We start from the raw sequence: 19,717 nt of genomic DNA on the forward strand, positions 1-19,717 counted from the left end.
CACGAAGATGCTTGTGTGCGTCATTCCAACGATGTAATGATCGGTCCCGCCCCCAAAGGAGACCGAATGAGTGAAGATTTCTCCCGGCGCAGCCTGCTCAAAGCGGCTGCTGCGCTGGCCGGTGGCGGGTTGCTCGTCGGCTGCGCGCCCGGTGCGTCGCGCTCGGCGACCGACCTGAGCTACTGGCACCTGATGACCGGTGGTGACGGGATCGTGATGGCCGGCCTGGTGGACGCCGTCAACGCCGCGAACCTCGGCTTTCACACCACCCAGACCGTGCTGGCCTGGGGTCCGCCGTACTACACCAAGCTCGCGATGGCCTCGGCCGGCGGGCGGGCTCCGGACGTCGCGATCATGCACGCGTCCCGGCTCGCCGGGTACGCGCCGGGCGGACTGCTCGAGCCCTGGGACGTCGACCTGCTCGCCGAGGTCGGGCTGCACGAGAGCGACTTCCCGGCTCGCGTCTGGGAGAAGTGCCATTACGACGGCAAGCTCTACGCGATCGCGCTCGACACGCACCCGTTCGTGCTCTACTACAACACCGAGCACGCCGAGAAGGCCGGCGTCACCGACGCGCTGCACTCGATGAAGAGCCCCGAGGAGTTCACCGAGGTCGCGACCAAGCTGCAGCAGGTCACGAAGAAGCACGGCCTGTCGTACGGATACCTCGGCGACGGCTCGCAGATGTGGCGGCTGTTCTACACGCTGTACCGGCAGACCGGTGCGGACATGAAGCTCGTCCCGGGTCAGCAGGCGCAGGTCGACAAGGATGCCGCGGTCAAGGCGCTGACGTTCATCCGCTCGCTGCTGAACGACAAGATCGCCTCCCGCAGCGGCGACGGCGGTACGGCGACCAGCGAGTTCCTGCACGGCGAGAGCGGCATGTTCCTCGGCGGCGTGTGGGAACTCCCGGTGCTGAAGGAAGCGAAGATGCCGGTCGACGCGCTGCCGATCCCGACGCTGTTCGGCACCCAGGCGGCGTACGCCGACTCGCACACGTTCGTGCTGCCGCGGCAGTCGAAGGTGTCGCCGGAGCGCCGCAAGCACGTGTACACGATGGTGGCGGAGATCCTGAAGCGCTCGGTGAAGTGGGCCGGCGGCGGCCACATCCCGGCGTACCAGCCGGTGGCCAAGGGCGCGGAGTACCAGGCGCTGAAGCCGCAGTCGAACTACGCGGGCATCCCGGCGTACGTGAACTACGACCCGGAGGTCTGGTTCAGCGGCGCGGGCAGCGACTTCCAGAACTACTTCGCCGAGAACGTCCAGAACGTGTTCCTCGGCAGTGGTGATCCAGCAGCCGGCTTCGACGCTTTCGTCGCCCGGCTGAACAAGCTGCTCAACCGTCCGCAGCCGGTGTGAGAGGAGAGACTCGGATGAGAAAGCGTGATGAGACGCTCACCGGCTGGGCGTTCGCGGCGCCGTTCGCCGTACTGTTCGTGCTGTTCCTGGTGGTCCCCGCGGTGTACGGCCTGTACCTGAGCTTCACCGGCGAGACGCTGACCGGCGCCGGCAGCGGATTGATCGGATTCGCGAACTACAGCGAGGCGCTGACCGACCCGGACATGTGGAAGTCGCTCGGCAACACCGTGTGGTTCACGGTGCTCAGCACGATCCCGCTCGTGGTGCTGTCGCTCGCCCTGGCGCTGCTGGTGAACCTCGGCCTGCCCGGCCGCTGGCTGTGGCGGCTGTCGTTCTTCATGCCGTACCTGCTGGCGTCCACGGTCGTGGTGATGTTCTGGAGCTGGATGTACAACCCGACGCTCGGGCTGATCAACGGCGTACTGGCGAAGTTCGGGGTCGCGCCGGTGGCCTGGCTGCAGGATCCGAAGGTCGCGATGATCTCGGTCGTGATCACCACGCTGTGGTGGACGATCGGCTTCAACTTCCTGCTCTACCTCGCGGCGTTGCAGAACATCCCCGAGCAGCAGTTCGAGGCGGCCGCCCTGGACGGCGCCGGCAAGTGGCGGCAGCTGTTCTCGATCGTGATCCCGCAGCTGACGCCGACCACCGCGCTGCTGGTGACGCTGCAGCTGCTCGCGTCGCTGAAGGTGTTCGACCAGATCTACATGCTGACCAACGGCGGCCCGGCCGGGAAGACGCGCTCGATCGTCGAGTACATCTACGAGTCCGGCTTCACCGGTTACCGGTTCGGCTACTCGTCGGCCATCTCGTACCTGTTCTTCGCGCTCATCGTCCTGGTGTCGCTGGCGCAGTACAAGCTGATCAACCGCAGGAGCGCCGCATGAAACAAACGCACAAGCCGGGCGAGAACCCGTGGAGCGTGTCCAGAATCGTCGCGCTCCTGATCCTCGCGGTCCTCGCCGTCACCTGGCTGGTCCCGTTCGCGTGGTCGGTGCTGACCTCGTTGAAGAGCGAGGCCGATGCCGGTGCGTCGACGCTCAGCCTGAATCCGCCCGACGGCTTCAGCTTCGCGGCGTACCGCAAGGTCCTGTCCGCCGGCGACATCCCCGCGTGGGCGTGGAACAGCCTCATCACCTCGGTGGCGATCACGCTGATCACGGTCGCGACCTCGGCACTCGCCGGGTACGCGTTCTCGCGGGTGAACTTCAAGGGCAAACGCTGGCTGTACGCCGCGATCATCGCGGCGATCATCATCCCGCCGCAGCTGCTGATCGTCCCGCTGTTCCGGCAGATGCTCGCGTTCAACCTGGTCGACACCTACTGGGGCATCATCCTGCCGCAGGCGTTCGCGCCCGCGATGGTGCTGATCCTCAAACGCTTCTTCGACCAGATCCCGACCGAGCTGGAGGAAGCCGCGCGGGTCGACGGCGCGAGCCGGCTGCGGGTGTTCTGGTCGATCGTGCTGCCGCTGTCGCGGCCGATCCTGGCGGCGGTGGCGATCTTCGTGTTCATCGGCGCCTGGAACAACTTCCTCTGGCCGTTCATCGTGACCACCGACGCGCACCTGATGACGCTGCCGGTCGGCCTGCAGACGGTGAAGAGCGCGTACGGCCTGCAGTACGCGCAGAACATGGCGTCGGCGATCCTGGCCGCGCTGCCGCTGGTCGTGGTGTTCCTGTTCTTCCAGCGCCAGATCATCAAGGGGATCGCGACCACCGGCTTCGGTGGTCAGTAGTTACCTGAGATTTCCTGAGACCGGGATTCCGGAAAGCGGGATTCCGGTCACCATCCCTTGAAAACATCGTCACTCTCAGCAATTGTTGACGGCTACCGCCACTCGGGGGCAGTAACGATGAGAAGGGGGAAGTGTGTCAGCGATGAGTAGGCTCGCCGGGCAGTGCCGTGATGTGAGGAGTCACGGCAACGCAGGTCTCGGACGGGCTGCGATCCAACCGGCGGTGTGTACCGGCATCCACGAGGTGAGCTCGTCGATCCCGTCGGTGCAGCCGCGACGCGTGGCCGTGCTCAGATTGAGCAACGGTATGACGACCACGCTCCGACTCGGGTCCGGTGCGGAGCCACCGGCGCCTGGCAGCACGGTGTACGTCCAAGGTGGCCGGGGCATGGGAGATCAGCCCGCTTCAGGTGGGGTCATCCTCGCGTCGGCGAACTGAGTCAGTGACTCGCCGGTCTCAGGTGTCCAACGCCCAGCTGAGGCCGGCAAGTTCCTGGACAGTCATCAGTCCACGGGATCGGTGAATTCACGGATCTCGATCGGGGAGTACGGCGCCTCGGGCAGCCGCGCCGCGATCTCGGCCGCCCGTTCCAGGCTCGCGCAGTCCACCACGTAGTACCCGGCCAGCACTTCCTTGGCCTCGGTGAACGGACCGTCGGTGACGGCCGGTACTCCGTCCTGCACGCGGACGACCCGGGCGTTCTTCGTGGTGAGGCCGACCCCGGCGACGAACTCGCCATTGGCGGTCAGCTCCTCGGACAGCACGCGGTGCTTGTCCATCACCCCGTCGATGCCCTGCGCGTGCAGGGCATCCCAGGTCTCTTCGTTCCCGTAGATCAGCAGCATGTACTTCATTGCCTCACGGTAGCGACTACCAGGTCGCACCGGCAGGCTGGCGCACCGTCGTGTTGAGGCGGTTGAACATGTTCGTCAGCGCGATCATCAGCACGATCGCCGACAGTTCCTTCTCGTCGTAGTGGTCGGCCGCCGCGTTCCAGATCTCGTCGGTGACCGCGGTCGGGTTGTCCGCCAGCCGGGTCGCCGCCTCGGCCATCTCGAGCGCGGCCCGCTCGCCGTCGGTGAAGAGGTCGGAGTCCCGCCACGCGGCCACCTGGTGCAGCCGCTCGTCGGTCTCGCCGTTCTTCAGCGCCGACTTGATCCCGCCGAACACGCAGGGGGAGCAGCCGTTGATCTGGCTGGCCCGCAGGTGCACGAGCTCCAGCACCTTGCCGTCGGTGCCGGACGCACCGATCGCCTTGTAGATGTTCTGGATGCCCTTGGTGGCGTCCGGCAGGATCATGGCGGGGTTGGTCATCCGTGCTTGCATCGTGGTTGTCTCCATCAGGTCTTGGTTGCTTTCACCCCCTTGACGGATGCTGCGCGGCGGATGTGACAGCGAATCGGAGATCTTTTGCGAGCCGGTCCTGCACCGGTACGGCGGGGTCGGAGTACTGCCCGGTCAGGCAGATCGGTCCGGCGTACCCGAGCTGCTGCAGCGCCGCGAAGACGGCCGGCCAGTCGGACAGTCCGTCCTCGGCCTCGACGAAGTCCGTCTTCCAGCCGTTGCCGGCGCGGACGTAGTGCACGTTCTTCAGATTGACGATGCCGAGCCGGTCCGCGCCGAGCTCCAACGTGACCGCGGGACGATCGCCGGCCAAGGCGTCGTGCGCCGCGTCCCACACCAGCTTGAACCGTTCCGGCAACCCGTCCAGCAGCTGGAGTACGCCGAGCGTCGACGAGACGTACCGCCCGTGATACGGCTGTACGCCGACCTGTACGTCGTACCGTTCCGTGAGTACGACGGCCTGCTCGAGCACCTCACGATTCCGCCGTACCGAAGCCGCGTACCCGTCGGCACCGAGCTCGGCCATGATCCTGATCATCGGTACGCCGGCCTCCGCGCAGGCGGCGAACACCGGCTCGGACAGGTCGCTCGCGACGCTGATCGGTTCGATGCCCTCGGCCCGCAACTGCGCCGCGAACTTGGGCAGCTCCGCCTCCGCGGCCGACGGCGTGACGTACGCCGTGTCGCGCACCGGCACCTCGGCACCGCCGAACCCGAGACCGGCGACCAGCCGCCCGAGCTCGGCCCCGGGCAGCCCCGCCCACGGTTTGGTGAAGACGGACCACAGATAGGACATCAACGGCCTCCCAGCCCACTCATCGTGATACCTCGGACGAACCAGCGTTGCGTGAGGAAGAACAGGACGATCAACGGGATCGTGGTGACGGTCGCGGCCATCAGCAGCAGGTTCCACTGCGTACCGTTGGTGTCCTGGAACACCTGCAGACCGACAGACGCGGTGCGGGTGGCGTCGCTGTTCGAGATCACCAACGGCCAGAGCAGGTTGTTCCACTGCCCGATGAACTTGAAGACCGCGAGCGTCGCGATCGCCGGTACGGCGAGCGGCACGATCACCCGGACGAACGCCTGCCAGCGGTTCGCGCCGTCCAGCCGCGCGGCCTCCTCGTAGTCGCGCGGGATGCCGAGGAAGAACTGCCGGAGCAGGAAGACCCCGATCGCGGTGAACGCGTGCGGCAGGATCATGCCCGGCCAGCTGTCGATCCCGTGCAGCTTCGCGACCAGCACGAACTGCGGGATCAGCGTCACCTGCGACGGGATCATCAGCGTGGCCAGGTAGATCCCGAACAGCCAGCTCCGGCCGGGGAAGTTCAACCGGGCGAACGCGTACGCCGCTAGCGCCGCGGTCACGGTCTCGAGGATCGTCGTACCGGCGGCGAAGTAGATCGTGTTCAGCAGGTACTTGCCGAGCGGGACCAGGTCGAACGCGCGGGTCAGGTTCTCCGGGTGCCAGCTGCTCGGCCAGAACGACGGCTTCGCGGCCATCGACTCGGCGTCGGACTGGAACGCGACCAGCACCATCATCACGACCGGGACCAGCGTGACCGCGGTGACCAGGAAGCACGTGAAGACAACGAGCTTCTGACGGATTTCAGTTGTCATAGTGCACCAGCCTCCGCTGGAACAGGAACTGACCTGCGGTGATGACCACGATGAACGCGAACAGGACCAGCGACTGCGCGGCGGCGTACCCCTGGTCGTAGTTCTCGAAGCCGGTTCGGTAGATGTACATGACCAGCGTGGTGGTGCGGGTGCCCGGTCCGCCGTTCGTCATGATCAGCGCCTGGTCGAAGACCTGGAACGAACCGATCACCGACGTCACGATGACGAAGAACAGTGCGGGGGAGAGCATCGGCAGCGTGATGTGCCGGAAGCTGTTCCACGGCGACGTACCGTCCACGCGGCCGGCCTCGTAGAGCTGCTGCGGGATCGCCTGCAGGCCGGCCAGGAACACCACCATGCCGAACCCGAAGCTCTTCCACACGCTCATCAGGATCAGCGCCGGCATCGCCCAGGTGTCCGAGATCAGCCAGGACGGCCCGTCGATCCCGAACCATCCGAGCACGGCGTTCACCAGGCCGTCGTGCGGGATGTAGAGCCAGATCCAGACGAACGCCACCGCGACCGTGATCGTTGCGTACGGCAACAGCAGCAGGCTGCGGAAGACCGCGATCCGTTTCAGGCCCTGGTTCAGCAGCAGCGCCAGCGCGAGGCTGACCAGGATCGTCAGCGGGACGCTGACCAGCGTGAAGTACGCCGTGTTGCCGAGCGCCGCCCAGAACGTCGGGTCCGGGCCGAGCCGGGCGAAGTTGTGCAGGCCGGCCCAGGTCGGCGCGCTGAACAGGTTCCAGTTCAGCAGCGAGATCACGCCGGCGGCGAGCACCGGTCCGGCGGTGAAGATCAGGAAGCCGATCAGGCTGGGCAGGATGAAGAGCCAGGCGGTCAGCGCCTCACGGCTGCGCCAGCGGGGCGTCGGCCGGAGCTTCGGAGGCGCCTGTGCGGTGGTGACGGGTGCGGTGTCGACGGCCATCCGGATCACCCCTTCCTGGCTGTGGCTTGCCGGACGGTGTCGAGATGCTGCCGCATCAGGACGTCGAGACGCGGCGTCAGGCCGTGGATCGCGTCCGCGACCGTGACCTGGCCGAGGAACGTCCGCGGCAGGTCCTGGCCGAGCAGTTGCTTGACCTGGTTCCAGTTCGTCGTGACGTCGAACGCGTGCCCGCCGGCGACCTTGCCGGCCAGGATGTCCTGGACGATGCCGAGATTGTCCGGCGGCGGCTGGAACGCACTGCCCGCGCTCAGCCGGGCGGGGTTGTTCCGGCCGGCCTTCGCGTAGATGTCGAGGGCGCCCGTACTCGTCAGTGTCTTGAGCAGCTTCCACGCCAGGTCGAGCTGCGGCCCCTCGCGGACCCCCGACGGAATCGCGAAGCTGGATCCGGAGACCCGCGGCGTACTGCCCTTCGCGCCGGCCGGGAACGGGATGATGTCCCAGTCGAACTTGGCCTTCCGGGCGTTCACCACCTGCCAGGGGCCGTTCTGCATGAACGCGACGTTGCCCTGCAGGAAGTTCGACAGCGAGTTCTCGGTGACCAGGTTCTTGATCGGCGGCGTCACCTGGTCCTTCACGAACAGGTCGATGACGAACTGCAGCGCCGCCATCGCCTCCGGGTCGCCGAGCGTACTGCGGCTCGCGTCGGCGCTCATCACGTTGCCGCCGGCGCAGTAGATCCAGGAGACCAGGTCGTCGATCGCCGGCGCACAGGTGAAGCCGTACTGCTCGCCCGGTCTGGTGAGCTGCTTCGCCAGGTCGCGGAACGCCGCCCAGGACATCGGCTCGGTCCGCGAGGGGAGTGGGATGTTCTGCTTCTTCAGCAGGTCCTTGTTGTAGTACATGACGGTCGGCGCGACGTCGAAGCCGATCGCGTACGTCTTGCCGTTGAAGCTGGAGATCTTCCGGCTGGTCTCGTAGAAGTCGTCGAGGTGGAAGTCCGGGTCGGCGTCGATCAGGTCGTCGAGCGGACGGTGCGCGCCGCGGGCGGCGTAGGTCGGGATCAACGTGCCGTTCAGCGCGGTGACCAGGCTCGCCGTACCGCTGACGAGCTGCAGGTCGAGCTTGGTCGGGTAGCCGGGCGACGGGGTCAGGGTGGCGACCGACTTCACTTTGAGCTGCTGCTCGACGTATTTGCCGAAGTCGTTCCAGACCTTCTTCTCGGCGGCGCTGCTCGACCACATGGACCAGGTCGCCGTACCTGCCGACGGACCTGTCGAACATCCGGCCGCCGCGATCCCGAGACCGGCCGCACCGGTCATCGTCAGGAAGCCGCGGCGGGACAGCTTGGTACTCATGGTTCTCCTCACCGGTAGAGCAGGTCGATCGACTCCGCGCGGATGCGCTCCTCGTCGACCTCGACGCCCAGTCCAGGGGCGGTGGGGACCGTCGCGACGGCCTTCGTGATGCTGAGCCCGTCGACGTACAGATCGGTCAGCAGCTCCGGCCCGTTGAGCTCGGCGGGCAGGGCGAGCTCGAGCTGACTGAACACGTGCAGGGCGGCGGCGAACGCGACACCGCAGTCGGTGAGACCGCTGGCGAGGACCTCCAGCCCGCCGGCGAGCGCGGTCTGGGCGGTCTTCAGCGCGTTGCGGAGACCCCCGGACTTGCAGACCTTGATCACGACCAGGTCGGCGGCGTCGAGCCGGATCGCACGGGCCAGGTCCGGCGCGGAGAAGCTGCCTTCGTCGATCGCGATCGGCAGGTCGATCAGCCCGCGGAGCCGCTGCATGCCGAGCGTGTCGGTGCTCGGCACGGGCTGCTCGACGCAGTGGATCGTGCGGATGTCGCGGGTCCGGTCGAGCAGCTGCCGGAGCGCGGCCGGGCGGTACGACTGGTTCGCGTCCAGCCACAGCGGCTTGCCGTCGGCAACTTCCGCGACGGTCTCGATCGCGGCCGCGTCGGCGTCCAGGTCGCCGCCGATCTTGACCTTGTACGCCGCGTAGTCCGACGACTGGAGCGCGTGCTCGCGGACCGCGTCCTGGTCGCCGACACCGATCGCCGAGCAGAGCGGGATCTCGTCGTACACCTTGCCGCCGAGCAACGCGTGCACCGGGACGCCGGCGAGCTTGCCGGCCGCGTCGTGCATCGCGACGTCGACGGCCGCGCGGGCGAACGGGAAGCCGTTCGACACCGCGGGGCTGAGCCGTTTGGCGGCGCGCTGGTGGAACAGTTCGACGTCGAACGGGGTGAGCTCGGTGAGGATCGGCGCGAGGTGGCGGCGGATGACGACGGCCATCGTCTCGGCGGTCTCGTAGCTCCAGCTCGGCAGCGCGCGCTGTTCACCCCAGCCGACGACGCCGTCCTCGGTGGTGAGCTTGACGAAGATGACCGCGCCGGCCTGATCGGGCGCGGCGTCGGGGGAGCCGACGGTGCCGCTACCGAGCACGAACTTCCGGGCGAACGGTACGGCGACCGGGAAGACCTCTACCCGCGCGATGCGGCTCGCACGGCTCATGGGGCTCACGCGGCTCATGCGGCGATCGACCAGGTCGCGGGGTCGACGAAGCTCTCTCCGCGGGTCCCGTCCTCGAGCCACTTGATCGCGTCGCGCAGCACGTAGCCGGCCAGCGCCAGGTGTCCCTCGGCGGTATCACCCGCGATGTGCGGGGTCAGCAGCAGGTTGTGAGATGTGAGTACGTGCTCGTCGAACGTCGGCGGCTCGGGGTCGTAGACGTCGAGCGCTGCGTAGATCCGTCCGCTCACGGCGTTCTGCAGGAGTGCCGGCTGATCGATCGCGGGTCCGCGCGACGAGTTCACCACGACCGCGCCGTCGGGCAGGTTCTCGATCAGCTCGCGGGTGATCATGCCCTTGGTCTCGGGCACGTTCGGCACGTGGATGCTCAGGAACGGCGCGCTCGCCGCATCCTCCAGCGTTGTCGTCCGTACGCCGAGCTCCGCGGCCCGTTCGTCGGTCAGGTACGGGTCGTAGACGGCGAGGTCGCACCCGTACGGTTTCAGCATCGCGATCAGCGCCCGCGCCGTACTGCTCGCCCCGACGATCCCGACCTTCGCCCCGCGCAGTTCGTGCCCGCGGTACGCCGCCTGCTTCCACCCGCCGCCCCGAACCGCATCATCGAACCGCGGCAACCGCCGAGCCAGCGCCAGCATCGCCCCCAAGCAGTACTCACCCACCGACCAAGCAATCCGAGGCCCCGCCGAAAACACCCCGACCCCACCCTCCAGCACCACCGGATCGATCAGGTTCTTCACCGTCCCCGCCGCATGAGCCACCACCCGCGGCCCCCGCCCCGCACCCCAAATCTCCTTCCCCAACCGAGGCGTCCCCCAACTCGTCAACAACACCTCAGCCCCCACCACCAACTCCCCAACAGCCCCCGGATCGATCCCCGGCACACCCCCAGCCGGCACCTCCGGCGCCCACCACCCACCCGCAACGCCACCCACCCCGCCAGAGCCCCCCGCCACACCCGTCCCGGGTGCGGTCCGCCTCGCCGGTTCGACACCGCCCGCACCCACCGCGCCGGAACCGTCCGCGGCGCCCGTCCCGGGCGTGTACTGCGTCGCGGGTGCGACGCCACCTGCACCCACCGCGCCGGAGGCGCCTGCCCTGCCCGGACCCGCCGCCGCACCTATGGCACCCGTCCCGGGTGCGTGCTGCATAGCAGGTTCGACGCCGCCCGCCCCCAAGGCGCCGGAGGCGCCCGCCGCGCCCGTCCCGGGTGTGTAATGCATCGAAGGTCCGACGCCACCCGCACCCGCTGTGCCCGTTCCGGGTGCGTACTGCTTCGGGTGTGCGGTGAGCGTGTGGTCGGCGGTTGCCCAGACGACGTCGAAGCGGTCCTCGAGCAGCTGGCGGGTTGCTGCGTCGACCACGTCCTCGGCGCGTTGCGGGGAGATGAGTGCGGTAAGTCTCGGTTTCGGCACCGGGTAGCTCCTTCGGGGTGGGGTGTTGGGTTGACGGTAGGCGCTTTCCGTTATGCAGGTCCAAGCCCATTTCTGTATGAACCGATACCGTGCACGCATGGACCTGTCGCTCCAGCAACTCCGTGGATTCGTCGCTGTCGCCGAGGAACTGCACTACGGGCGCGCCGCGCAGCGGCTCAACCTCACCCAGCCCCCGCTGACCCGCCAGATCCAGGGCCTGGAGCGCACCCTCGACGTCCGCCTGTTCGACCGCACCGGCCGCGGTGTCCGGCTGACTGCGGCCGGCGGAGTCTTCCTCGAGCACGCCCGGCGCGTGCTCGCCCTGCTCGAAGTCGCCCCCGTGGCCACCCGCCGGGCCGCCGACGGGACCACCGGCACGCTCCGGCTCGCCTTCACCGCGATCGGCGCGTACGCCGTACTCGCCGACTTCCTGACCATGGTCGGCAACCGCACCCCCGGCGTGACGGCCGAGCTGACCGAGCTCGTCAGCCCCGCCCAGTTCGAAGCGCTCGCGAACCTGGAGATCGACCTCGGCCTCGTCCGCCCGCCGATCCCGGACCGATTCGAGTCCCTGCTGGTCCACTCCGAGGACCTCGTCCTCGCCGTACCCTCCGCCCACCCGCTCGCCGACGGCGCCGGACCCGTCTCGCTTGTCGACGTCACGGACGAGTACATCGGCTACAGCCCGGAGGGATCGCAGTACCTGCACGACATCTGCGCCGCGATGATCGGCATGGACCGGTACGCCGTCAGTCAGCTCGCCTCGCAGGTACCGACGATGCTCGCGCTGGTCCGCGCCGGCCTCGGCTGCGCGCTGATCCCGCGCTCGATCATGGCGATGGGCGTCGAGGGCGTCCGGTACCGCGAACTGGACGCGTCCGACGCGCACTCGGTCACGCTGCACGCCTGCTGGAGTCCCGACAACCCGAACCCGGCCCTACAGCGCCTCGCCGAGTCCCTGCGCGCCGATCCACACTTGACTTAGAGCGAGCTCTAATTCGTACGCTCGGGACCATGACTGCACAACACAAGATCGGCTCGGGCTTCGGGCACGACAGCACCGCGCACGACGTCCTGGCCGGGATCGACCTGGCCGGCAAGCTCGCCGTCGTCACCGGCGGGTACTCCGGCCTCGGCCTGGAGACCACGAAGGCGCTCGCGAAGGCCGGCGCGCACGTCGTCGTACCGGCCCGCCGCCCCGACGTCGCGCGGGAGGCGCTGGCCGGAGTCGACAACGTTGAGGTCGACGAGCTGGACCTCGGGGACCTCGACAGCGTCCGCGCCTTCGCCGACCGGTTCCTCGCGTCGGGGCGGTCGATCGACATCATGATCGACAACGCCGCGATCATGGCGAGCCCGGAGACGCGGGTCGGGCCGGGCTGGGAGGCGCAGTTCGCGACCAACCACCTCGGGCACTTCGCGCTGGTGAACCGGCTGTGGCCGGCGATCGCCGCGGACGGCGGCGCCCGGGTCGTGTCGGTGTCGTCGTCGGCGCACCGGCGGTCGGACATCCGCTGGGACGACCTGGAGTTCCGGCAGGGGTACGACAAGTGGGCGGCGTACGGACAGGCCAAGACCGCGAACGTACTGTTCGCCGTCCAGCTCGATGCCCTCGGCAAGGATTCCGGCGTACGGGCGTTCGCGCTGCACCCCGGCGGCATCCTCACGCCGTTGCAGCGGCACCTGCCACGCGAGGAGATGGTCGCGTTCGGCTGGATCGACGAGGACGGCAACCTGCTCAGCCCGCACTTCAAGTCGCCCGAGCAGGGCGCGGCGACGCAGGTCTGGGCGGCGACGTCCCCGCGGCTGGACGGTGAGGGTGGCGTGTTCTGCGAGGACTGCGAGATCGCGGAGGTGTCGGACGACAGCCCGTACGGCGTCCGCCCGTACGCGATCGACCCGGCCTCGGCGGCGCGGCTGTGGACGGTGTCGGCCGAGCTCACGGGCGTGAACGCGTTCGGATAGGGTCAGCGGTTTGTGAAGGCTTCTGACGTCCGCGCGATCGCCGACCGGCTGCGCGCGTCCGGCTGTGTGTTCGCGGAGGACGAGGCCGCGCTGATCGTCGAGACCGCACGCGACGCGACCGAGATCGCGGCGATGGTGGACCGGCGGGTCTCCGGGGAACCGCTGGAGTACGTCGTCGGCTGGGCCTCGTTCCGCGGTCTGCGGATCGCCGTCGAGCCTGGCGTGTTCATCCCGCGCCGGCGGACCGAGTTCCTGGTCTCGGAGGCGCTGCGGGTGGTGCGCGACGGGGCGGTGGTCGTCGATCTCGGCTGCGGCACCGGTGCGCTCGGCGCGGCCGTCGCTGCGGAGCGGCCGGTGACGGTGTACGCCGCGGACATCGAGCCGGTGGCGGTCCGCTGCGCCCGGACGAACCTGGCGCCGTACGGCGGGATCGTCTCGGCGGGCGACCTGTTCACGGCGCTGCCGGACGAACTGCGCGGGCGGATCGACGTACTGCTCTCGAACGTCCCGTACGTACCGACGGACGAGATCCGCCTGCTCCCGCCCGAGGCGCGCCTGTACGAACCCCACGTCACCCTCGACGGCGGCCCCGACGGCCTCACCACCCTGCGCCGAGTCGTCGCCGGCGCGGGGGAGTGGCTCGCCCCGGGCGGTCACCTGTACGTCGAGATGAGCGACCGCCAAGCCCCGATCGCCGAGTCCGTGATGCAGGCGGCACGCCTGACCGCCGAGATCACCACCGACGACGACCTCGGCGCGAACGTCGTCCACGGGCGGCTAGACCCGGCGTTGGACGTGGAGTAGGTATTCCCTCCGGTTGAGCGGGTCGTGGTCGGTGCGTGGGCGGTCGGGGATCTGGCCGGTGACGGGTTGGTAGCGCTCGAAGGAGGACTCCAGGACGCCTTCGCCGCGGGTGAGGGCGGGGAGCTGTTGTTCGAGTTGGTAGACGGCGGCCGCCGGGATTTCTCCTTCCAGGGTTGAGGTTTCGGCGGCCAGGGCCGGTGCCTGCGGGATCGCGCGGAGGCGGGCGAGCGTCGCGAGTACGGCGCGGGTCGTGTCGGTCGGGATCTCCAGCCGGAAGCGGTGCAGCGGCTCGTGCACCGTCGTACCGGCCTGTTGGAGGGCCGTCATCAGGACCAGCGGCGTGAGGAACCGGAAGTCGCCGGCCGTGCTCGACATGCTCTTGTCGAATACCGCATGCGCGTGGCTCTGCCGGGCGGAGTAGCCCGAATGCGTCATCACCACGCGCGCGTCCGGGATCTGCCAGCCGTGCAGTCCCTGTCGCAACGTCTCGCGGACGGTCTCCTCGACGGCCTTGACGAACGCGTACGGCATCGACCCGAGTTCGACCTCGAGCTCGAACGTGACGCCCGCGTCCACCGGTGCGGGTTCGACGCGCAGGCCGACCGTGGCGAGGAACGGGTTCGGGTCCTTCTTGTTGAACTCGACGGCCTGCCCGGTGCCGGCGATCCGCTCGACGCAGATCGTGGTCGTCTCGCGGAAGTCGACCGCGATCCCGTACTCGGTGGCCAGGGTGGTCTCGATGACCTCCTTCTGTACTTCGCCGTACAGCGATACCGACGTCTCCTGGCGGAGGTCGTCCTGGCGCAGGTTGATCAGCGGGTCCTGTTCGGCGAGCTGGGTCAGCGCGACCTGCAGGTTGCCCTTGTCCGAGGGCCGCCGCGGCGTCACGACGGTCTCCAAGGTGGGTGGCGCGAACTTTGCGGAAACAATTCGCCGCTGGGTGACGGTTTTGTTCCGAGGATCGGTGATGTGGTCCCCGATCCTGATGGCGGGCAGGCCCCAGAGCTTGCCGATCTGGCCGGCATGCAGCGTGTCGCCGTACGTTTCGAGCGCGGTGATCTTTCCCTCGGTGTCCCCGTACCGCACGGGGTCGCGGACCGCCGCGGTGCCGGAGAACAGCCGTACGTACGCGATCTTCTCGCCGGCGGGACCGCGTTCCACCTTGAAGACCGTGCCGTCGAGCGGGGCGTCCGCCGTACCGGCGCGGGGGAGCAGTTCGCGGATCCCGTCCGTCAGCGCGTCGGTGCCGGCACCGGTGATCGCGGACCCGAAGTACACCGGATGTACGGCGGCCTTCCGGGTCTGCTCCGCGAGTACGGCGGGCAGCGCGAGCGGGGCGCCGTCGACGTACCGCTGGAGAAGCGCGTCGTCGTACTCGGCGAGGACGTCGAGGAGCGTGCCGTCCTGGACGATCGGCTTGAACGCCGCATCCGGGGTGCCGAGGTCGACGGCCTCGCCCATCGGGACGATCGCCGGCGTCAGCCGTGCCGCGATCTGCCGCAGGACGCCGTCGTACTGCGCGCCGGGCCGGTCGAGCTTGTTGACGAAGATCAGCGTCGGGATGTGCAGCCGTTGCAGGGTCCGCATCAGGATCCGCGTCTGCGCCTGCACACCCTCGACCGCCGAGATCACCAGCACCGCGCCGTCGAGCACGCTCAATGCGCGCTCCACCTCCGCGATGAAGTCCGGGTGCCCCGGGGTGTCGATGAGGTTGACGTTCAGTTCGCCGATCCGGAACGCGGCGACCGCCGACTTGATCGTGATTCCACGCTGCCGCTCGAGCGCGAGCGAGTCGGTCTGGGTACTCCCGTCGTCGACACTCCCGACCGCGTCGATCATCCCGGCGGCGTACAGCAGCCGCTCGGTCAGGCTGGTCTTACCGGCGTCGACATGCGCCAGGATCCCAAGATTCAGTACTTCCACGCAGCTTCATGTCCTTCGAACAGGTACGAGTCATTTCCATGCCAGACATGAAGCGAGGTCGCATGACGGACTCCTATCAATCACCTGTTCGCGGAACTTCCCCGAGTACACCAACTCCACTCCGGAGCGGACAAACCATTTAGCCCGGCTCTACATGTCAGTTGATGAGAGTGCCGAGCGGTGTGCCGGTGGCGATGGTGGTGGCGGCTTGGGGGCGGTCGATGTCGAAGACGTGGAGGGGGAGGTGGTGGTCGCGGGCGAGGATGAAGGCGGACTGGTCCATGACGCCGAGGCCGCGGTCGATGACCTCCTGGTACGAGAGGTGGTCGAAGCGGCGGGCGTCGGGGTGCTGGTTCGGGTCGGCGTCGTACACGCCGTCGGTGCCGTTCTTGGCGACCAGCAGGGCGTCGGCCTGGAGCTCGATCGCGCGTTGCACCGACGGGTAGTCGGTGGTGGTGAACGGCTGACCGTTGCCACAGGCAAGCAGCACGATCGCGCCCTTCTCGAGGTGCCGGAGCGCGCGCAGCCGGATGTACGGCTCGGCGAGGTTGTTGATCGGGATCGCCGTCATCAGCCGTACGTCGTCCGCGCCGAGCGCCGCGAGCCGGCCGCGGAGCAGGACCGCGTTGATGACGGTGCCGAGCATGCCGATGTTGTCGGCCTCGACCCGGTCGATGCCCCAGTCGTCGGCGCGGTTGCCGCGGAACACGTTGCCGCCGCCGATCACCACCGCGACCTGCACACCGGTGGCCCGCAACGCGATCACCTCGGTGGCGAGATGCGTCAGCCGGTCGCTGCTGAAACCGAACTCGTTCGAGCCGGCGATCGCCTGCCCGGAAAGCTTGAGGACGAGCCTGCGATACATGCCGACAGGTCTATCACGGAACTGTCGGCGGCCGCGGCTAGCCTCGGAGGATGAGCGATTGGCGCAAGCTTGCCCAGGCCTGGCACACCCGGTTCGGTACGTCGTCACTCGCCGACGGCGCCGCGTTCGCGCAGGCCGTGGGCGCGGTCTGTCCGGATCCGGAGCTGCGACTCGGGTCGGCGTACGTCGACGTCGCGACCACGGATCCCGCCACCGCCGAGCGGATCAGTGCGCTGGCCGCGGAGCACGGGCTGGCGGCGGATCCGTCGGCCGTCGCGCAGCTCGAGATCGGGCTGGACACGGCGGACCTGGTGGCGATCGGGCCGTTCTGGGCGGCGGTGCTGACCGGTAGCACGGATGCGTTCACGGGCAACGACGTCATGGATCCCACCCGGCGGGTCGCGAACCTGTGGTTCCAGGGGACGACACCGCACGAGACGCCGCGCCAGCGCTTCCACCTCGACCTGTGGCTGCCGGCGGAGGTCGTGCCGGCCCGGATCGAGGCGGCGATCGCGGCCGGCGGCAAGGTTGTGTACGACGACGAGGCGCCGATGTTCGTCGTGCTCGCGGACCCACAGGGCAACAAGGTCTGCTTGTGTACGTCGGAGGGGCGCTAGATCTGCTAGCGTTCTGCCTGACTCGAGGAGGTGTGTGATGGCTAGGAAGGCTCTCCGGTTCCGCGCCGTTCCCTCCGCGACCGCTGTCCTCTGACAGCTCTTCTCAGGACCGTTCGGTGCGTTTCTCATCCGCGCCGAACGAACCGGAGATCACCCATGTCCTCCGTGGACAGCCAACTTCATGCTGCCCTCGCCCTCGCCCGCGCGGCGAGCGGCGTACCGCACCACGAACTGCGGCGCCGGGCCGAGGCACTGTCGCACCGCTACCGCACCGAGCAGATCAACGACGCGACACCTGGGATGAGCGATGCGCTCGACGCCCTCGCGTACGCCGTCGTCCGGATGCCCGCCACCTTCCGCGCCCTGCACACGGCGCTCGCCGCCGTGGAACGCCACGTCGACGGCCCCGTCACCACTCACGTGGATCTCGGCGGGGGAACCGGCGCCGCCGCCTGGGCCGCCGCCGCGCGCTGGCCCGGCCTCGCGATCGAGGTCGTCGAGCGCCAGTCCGCGGCCGTCCGTCTCGGGCAGAAGCTTGCTCTAGGCAACTGGCTTTGGACCACCGCCGACGTACGCCGTTGGAGCGGCAGGCCGGTCGACCTGATCACGATTGGATACGTATTCAACGAGCTGACCCCCGACGTACGCCGTGAAGTCCTGCAGCTGACGGCCCGCCACGCCCGGACGATCGTCGTGGTCGAGCCCGGCACACCCAGCGGTCACGCCCGTATCCTCGACGCTCGCGCGCAGCTGATTGCCCACGGCTTCCGCATCGCCGCCCCATGCCCTCACCAACACGACTGCCCGGTCGACTGGTGCCACTTTGCCACCCGGCTGCCCCGCACCGAACTCCACCGCCACCTCAAGGACGGCACCAGGAACTTCGAGGACGAGAAGTTCACGTACGTCGTCGCCACCCGCCACCCGATCCACCCGGCCGCGTCCCGGGTGATCGCCCGCCCCACAACCCCGAAGCACCGCGTCGTCCTCGACCTCTGTACGTCGACCGGCACCGCCGAGCAACTCGTCGTACCGAAGTCCTCGCCCGGCTATCGCGCCGCGCGGGACACGGCCTGGGGTGATGCCTGGTAGCTACCGCAACCCGAGCCACTGCTCGGCGTCCCAGGCCTGGAACCGCTCCACCTCGGCGAACCCGAGCTTCGCCGCGAGGCGCATCGATCCGGCATTGGCGCTCTGCGTGGTGAGTACGACGGACTCACCGGGCAGCGCGCTGTCCAACCATCCGAGCGCCGCCGAGCATGCCTCGGCGGCGTACCCGGAGCCCCACGCCCGCGGCAGGAAGAGGTACCCGAGATCCACCTTGCCGACGGCTGCCGGACGCCGGTGCTCGGTCGCCCGGCGGAGCAGAACCTGGCCGATCATGGAACCGTCCAGCTCCACGACGAAACTCCCGGGCCACTGCTCAGGCACCGCGGGCAGCTCACGTTCGAGCTCGGCGCGGGCGCGCGGACCGCCGAGGTACGTGTGGACGTCGGACGACGCCAGCAGTTCGACGAACGCCGGACGGTCGCGGGCCTCGGCTTCACGAAGCACCAGTCGCTCGGTCTTGATCGGCTCGGGCGGCCAGTCGACGGATTCCAGGTCAGCCATGCGGGCAGGCTACCTGCCGCGAGCTGCAACCGGTTGCGCGGTTGTCGCGCGGATGATGAGGGACGTGCTGAGCAGTACGCGCCGGTCGGGGGCGCCCGGGTCCTCCAGGCGTTGGATGAGCAGCTCGACCGCCGCGGCGCCGGCGTCGGCGGCGTGCGAGGAGACCGTGGTGAGCGGCGGATACACCTGGGCCTTGAGTACGTCGTCGCAGCCGACGATGCTCAGGTCGTCCGGCACCGACAGGCCGTGCTGCACCAGCCCGGCCAGCACCCCGTGCGCGAGTACGTCGTCGAACGCGACGGCCGCGGTCGCCCGCGACTCGAGCAGCGCGGGCACCGCCTGCATTCCGGCCTCGTAGTTCGAGACCTGGCCGGGCAGCATGACCGCCTCGATACCGGCCCGTTCCGCGGACCGCTTCACCGCCTTCTTGCGCTGCGCGTTCGCCCACGACCGCGACGGTCCGGCGAGGTACGCGATGCGCCGGTGGCCGAGCTCCGCGAGATGCTCGACCGCCGTACGGACGCCGTCCGCGCTGTCGACGAGCACCCGCGGCAGGCCGGCGAGGTCGCGGTTGACCAGGACGACGGGGCGCCGTTCGGCCAGTTCACGGATCTGCCGCTCGCTCATCCGGCTGGCGGCCAGGACGAAGCCGTCGGCCTGCAGGGTGAGCCGGCCGACCATGGTGTGCTCGCGGACCGGGTCCTCGTCGGTGTTGCCGAGCAGCAGGGCGAGCCCGGCGGTCTCGGCCCGTCCCTGCGCGGCGCCTATCATCGGCGGGAAGAACGGGTTCGCGATGTCCGGCACGATCATCGCGAGCAGCCCGTGCCGCCCGGTCGACAGCGCCTGCGCCGTCGGATTGGGTACGTAGCCGAGCTGCGCCGCCGCCTCCCGGACCCGTGTCACGGTGTCGGCACGCAGTACCCGCGGATTGCTGAACGCCCGCGAGACCGTGGAGCGCGACACCCCCGCGAGCGCCGCGACGCTGCTGATCGTCGGCGACGGTGACATGCAGCGCAGCCTAGCTGTCTACGCAACC

General features: G+C 68.8%; 20 protein-coding genes. 8 read left to right on the forward strand and 12 right to left on the reverse strand.

Annotated elements, in window-relative coordinates; genetic code table 11:
- The first annotated feature begins 66 nt into the window (after window positions 1–66).
- From ACQHIV_RS09465 to ACQHIV_RS09475, 3 genes are read left to right on the forward strand one after another with little or no spacing between them, the layout of a single operon-like run.
- On the forward strand, window positions 67–1,359 hold the full coding sequence (locus ACQHIV_RS09465) for an extracellular solute-binding protein (RefSeq protein ID WP_427893099.1): 1,293 nt from the start codon (window positions 67–69) through the stop codon (window positions 1,357–1,359).
- A gap of 14 nt (window positions 1,360–1,373) precedes the next feature.
- Window positions 1,374–2,246: a carbohydrate ABC transporter permease gene (locus tag ACQHIV_RS09470; protein ID WP_427893100.1), complete on the forward strand. Its 873-nt coding sequence runs from the start codon at window positions 1,374–1,376 to the stop codon at window positions 2,244–2,246.
- The gene (locus ACQHIV_RS09475) at window positions 2,243–3,097 is read left to right on the forward strand and encodes a carbohydrate ABC transporter permease (RefSeq protein WP_427893101.1); all 855 of its coding nucleotides are present in this window, start codon (window positions 2,243–2,245) and stop codon (window positions 3,095–3,097) included. Before ACQHIV_RS09470 ends, ACQHIV_RS09475 begins: the two co-directional genes overlap by 4 nt.
- Window positions 3,098–3,601: 504 nt before the next feature.
- On the opposite strand, the gene ACQHIV_RS09480 is transcribed toward ACQHIV_RS09475, so the two are convergent.
- The 8 genes from ACQHIV_RS09480 to ACQHIV_RS09515 are packed head-to-tail and all read right to left on the reverse strand — an operon-like array spanning window position 3,602 to window position 10,896.
- Window positions 3,602–3,952 carry a YciI family protein gene (locus ACQHIV_RS09480; RefSeq protein ID WP_427893102.1) on the reverse strand — a complete coding sequence of 117 codons (351 nt, stop codon included), beginning with the start codon at window positions 3,950–3,952 and terminating at the stop codon, window positions 3,602–3,604.
- Window positions 3,953–3,968: 16 nt separating this feature from the next.
- Window positions 3,969–4,412, reverse strand: coding sequence for a carboxymuconolactone decarboxylase family protein (locus tag ACQHIV_RS09485; RefSeq protein WP_427893103.1), 444 nt, complete (start codon window positions 4,410–4,412; stop codon window positions 3,969–3,971).
- A 43-nt stretch (window positions 4,413–4,455) separates the two neighbouring features.
- The gene (locus ACQHIV_RS09490; protein WP_427893104.1) at window positions 4,456–5,238 is read right to left on the reverse strand and encodes a sugar phosphate isomerase/epimerase family protein; all 783 of its coding nucleotides are present in this window, start codon (window positions 5,236–5,238) and stop codon (window positions 4,456–4,458) included.
- Window positions 5,238–6,062 (reverse strand): carbohydrate ABC transporter permease, encoded by an 825-nt coding sequence (locus ACQHIV_RS09495; protein ID WP_427893105.1) that lies wholly within the window; start codon window positions 6,060–6,062, stop codon window positions 5,238–5,240. The genes ACQHIV_RS09490 and ACQHIV_RS09495 overlap by 1 nt, the downstream gene beginning before the upstream one ends.
- A complete protein-coding gene (locus ACQHIV_RS09500; protein ID WP_427893106.1) occupies window positions 6,052–6,990 on the reverse strand; it encodes a carbohydrate ABC transporter permease in 939 nt (312 codons plus the stop codon). The genes ACQHIV_RS09495 and ACQHIV_RS09500 overlap by 11 nt, the downstream gene beginning before the upstream one ends.
- A gap of 5 nt (window positions 6,991–6,995) precedes the next feature.
- Window positions 6,996–8,306: an ABC transporter substrate-binding protein gene (locus ACQHIV_RS09505; protein WP_427893107.1), complete on the reverse strand. Its 1,311-nt coding sequence runs from the start codon at window positions 8,304–8,306 to the stop codon at window positions 6,996–6,998.
- An 8-nt stretch (window positions 8,307–8,314) separates the two neighbouring features.
- Window positions 8,315–9,466: a mandelate racemase/muconate lactonizing enzyme family protein gene (locus ACQHIV_RS09510; protein WP_427893108.1), complete on the reverse strand. Its 1,152-nt coding sequence runs from the start codon at window positions 9,464–9,466 to the stop codon at window positions 8,315–8,317.
- A gap of 14 nt (window positions 9,467–9,480) precedes the next feature.
- The gene (locus ACQHIV_RS09515; protein ID WP_427893109.1) at window positions 9,481–10,896 is read right to left on the reverse strand and encodes a hydroxyacid dehydrogenase; all 1,416 of its coding nucleotides are present in this window, start codon (window positions 10,894–10,896) and stop codon (window positions 9,481–9,483) included.
- Window positions 10,897–10,993: 97 nt separating this feature from the next.
- On the opposite strand from ACQHIV_RS09515, the gene ACQHIV_RS09520 reads away from it, so the two are divergent.
- The 3 genes from ACQHIV_RS09520 to ACQHIV_RS09530 are packed head-to-tail and all read left to right on the forward strand — an operon-like array spanning window position 10,994 to window position 13,665.
- Window positions 10,994–11,881, forward strand: coding sequence for a LysR family transcriptional regulator (locus ACQHIV_RS09520; RefSeq protein ID WP_427893110.1), 888 nt, complete (start codon window positions 10,994–10,996; stop codon window positions 11,879–11,881).
- A 29-nt stretch (window positions 11,882–11,910) separates the two neighbouring features.
- Window positions 11,911–12,861, forward strand: coding sequence for an SDR family NAD(P)-dependent oxidoreductase (locus ACQHIV_RS09525; RefSeq protein WP_427893111.1), 951 nt, complete (start codon window positions 11,911–11,913; stop codon window positions 12,859–12,861).
- A 12-nt stretch (window positions 12,862–12,873) separates the two neighbouring features.
- Window positions 12,874–13,665 (forward strand): putative protein N(5)-glutamine methyltransferase, encoded by a 792-nt coding sequence (locus ACQHIV_RS09530; protein ID WP_427893112.1) that lies wholly within the window; start codon window positions 12,874–12,876, stop codon window positions 13,663–13,665.
- Here ACQHIV_RS09530 and ACQHIV_RS09535 read toward each other — a convergent pair.
- Complete coding sequence (locus tag ACQHIV_RS09535; protein WP_427893113.1) at window positions 13,639–15,588, reverse strand: GTP-binding protein; 1,950 nt, start codon at window positions 15,586–15,588, stop codon at window positions 13,639–13,641. The two genes, ACQHIV_RS09530 and ACQHIV_RS09535, sit on opposite strands and share 27 nt — an antisense overlap.
- Before the next feature lie 157 nt (window positions 15,589–15,745).
- On the reverse strand, window positions 15,746–16,453 hold the full coding sequence (gene pyrH / locus ACQHIV_RS09540) for a UMP kinase (protein ID WP_427893114.1): 708 nt from the start codon (window positions 16,451–16,453) through the stop codon (window positions 15,746–15,748).
- A 50-nt stretch (window positions 16,454–16,503) separates the two neighbouring features.
- On the opposite strand from pyrH, the gene ACQHIV_RS09545 reads away from it, so the two are divergent.
- Together ACQHIV_RS09545 and ACQHIV_RS09550 are read left to right on the forward strand one after the other, a co-directional pair.
- Window positions 16,504–17,070: a VOC family protein gene (locus tag ACQHIV_RS09545; protein ID WP_427893115.1), complete on the forward strand. Its 567-nt coding sequence runs from the start codon at window positions 16,504–16,506 to the stop codon at window positions 17,068–17,070.
- A gap of 156 nt (window positions 17,071–17,226) precedes the next feature.
- Complete coding sequence (locus ACQHIV_RS09550; RefSeq protein ID WP_427893116.1) at window positions 17,227–18,162, forward strand: small ribosomal subunit Rsm22 family protein; 936 nt, start codon at window positions 17,227–17,229, stop codon at window positions 18,160–18,162.
- On the opposite strand, the gene ACQHIV_RS09555 is transcribed toward ACQHIV_RS09550, so the two are convergent.
- A complete protein-coding gene (locus ACQHIV_RS09555; protein ID WP_427893117.1) occupies window positions 18,163–18,681 on the reverse strand; it encodes a GNAT family N-acetyltransferase in 519 nt (172 codons plus the stop codon).
- A 9-nt stretch (window positions 18,682–18,690) separates the two neighbouring features.
- A complete protein-coding gene (locus tag ACQHIV_RS09560) occupies window positions 18,691–19,689 on the reverse strand; it encodes a LacI family DNA-binding transcriptional regulator (protein WP_427893118.1) in 999 nt (332 codons plus the stop codon).
- Window positions 19,690–19,717: the final 28 nt, after the last annotated feature.

It is taken from the genome of Kribbella polygonati, assembly GCF_050320105.1.
Lineage (GTDB): Bacteria > Actinomycetota > Actinomycetes > Propionibacteriales > Kribbellaceae > Kribbella.

Excerpts from the sequence above, each read along its gene's own strand:
- ACQHIV_RS09555 (WP_427893117.1), bottom strand. The coding sequence starts at position 18,681 with ATGGCTGACCTGGAATCCGTCGACTGGCCGCCCGAGCCGATCAAGACC.
- ACQHIV_RS09485 (WP_427893103.1), bottom strand. The coding sequence starts at position 4,412 with ATGACCAACCCCGCCATGATCCTGCCGGACGCCACCAAGGGCATCCAG.
- ACQHIV_RS09465 (WP_427893099.1), top strand. The coding sequence starts at position 67 with ATGAGTGAAGATTTCTCCCGGCGCAGCCTGCTCAAAGCGGCTGCTGCG.
- ACQHIV_RS09475 (WP_427893101.1), top strand. The coding sequence starts at position 2,243 with ATGAAACAAACGCACAAGCCGGGCGAGAACCCGTGGAGCGTGTCCAGA.
- pyrH (WP_427893114.1), bottom strand. The coding sequence starts at position 16,453 with ATGTATCGCAGGCTCGTCCTCAAGCTTTCCGGGCAGGCGATCGCCGGC.
- ACQHIV_RS09550 (WP_427893116.1), top strand. The coding sequence starts at position 17,227 with ATGTCCTCCGTGGACAGCCAACTTCATGCTGCCCTCGCCCTCGCCCGC.
- ACQHIV_RS09495 (WP_427893105.1), bottom strand. The coding sequence starts at position 6,062 with ATGACAACTGAAATCCGTCAGAAGCTCGTTGTCTTCACGTGCTTCCTG.
- ACQHIV_RS09525 (WP_427893111.1), top strand. The coding sequence starts at position 11,911 with ATGACTGCACAACACAAGATCGGCTCGGGCTTCGGGCACGACAGCACC.
- ACQHIV_RS09505 (WP_427893107.1), bottom strand. The coding sequence starts at position 8,306 with ATGAGTACCAAGCTGTCCCGCCGCGGCTTCCTGACGATGACCGGTGCG.
- ACQHIV_RS09545 (WP_427893115.1), top strand. The coding sequence starts at position 16,504 with ATGAGCGATTGGCGCAAGCTTGCCCAGGCCTGGCACACCCGGTTCGGT.
- ACQHIV_RS09480 (WP_427893102.1), bottom strand. The coding sequence starts at position 3,952 with ATGAAGTACATGCTGCTGATCTACGGGAACGAAGAGACCTGGGATGCC.
- ACQHIV_RS09520 (WP_427893110.1), top strand. The coding sequence starts at position 10,994 with ATGGACCTGTCGCTCCAGCAACTCCGTGGATTCGTCGCTGTCGCCGAG.
- ACQHIV_RS09470 (WP_427893100.1), top strand. The coding sequence starts at position 1,374 with ATGAGAAAGCGTGATGAGACGCTCACCGGCTGGGCGTTCGCGGCGCCG.
- ACQHIV_RS09490 (WP_427893104.1), bottom strand. The coding sequence starts at position 5,238 with ATGTCCTATCTGTGGTCCGTCTTCACCAAACCGTGGGCGGGGCTGCCC.
- ACQHIV_RS09560 (WP_427893118.1), bottom strand. The coding sequence starts at position 19,689 with ATGTCACCGTCGCCGACGATCAGCAGCGTCGCGGCGCTCGCGGGGGTG.
- ACQHIV_RS09500 (WP_427893106.1), bottom strand. The coding sequence starts at position 6,990 with ATGGCCGTCGACACCGCACCCGTCACCACCGCACAGGCGCCTCCGAAG.
- ACQHIV_RS09510 (WP_427893108.1), bottom strand. The coding sequence starts at position 9,466 with ATGAGCCGTGCGAGCCGCATCGCGCGGGTAGAGGTCTTCCCGGTCGCC.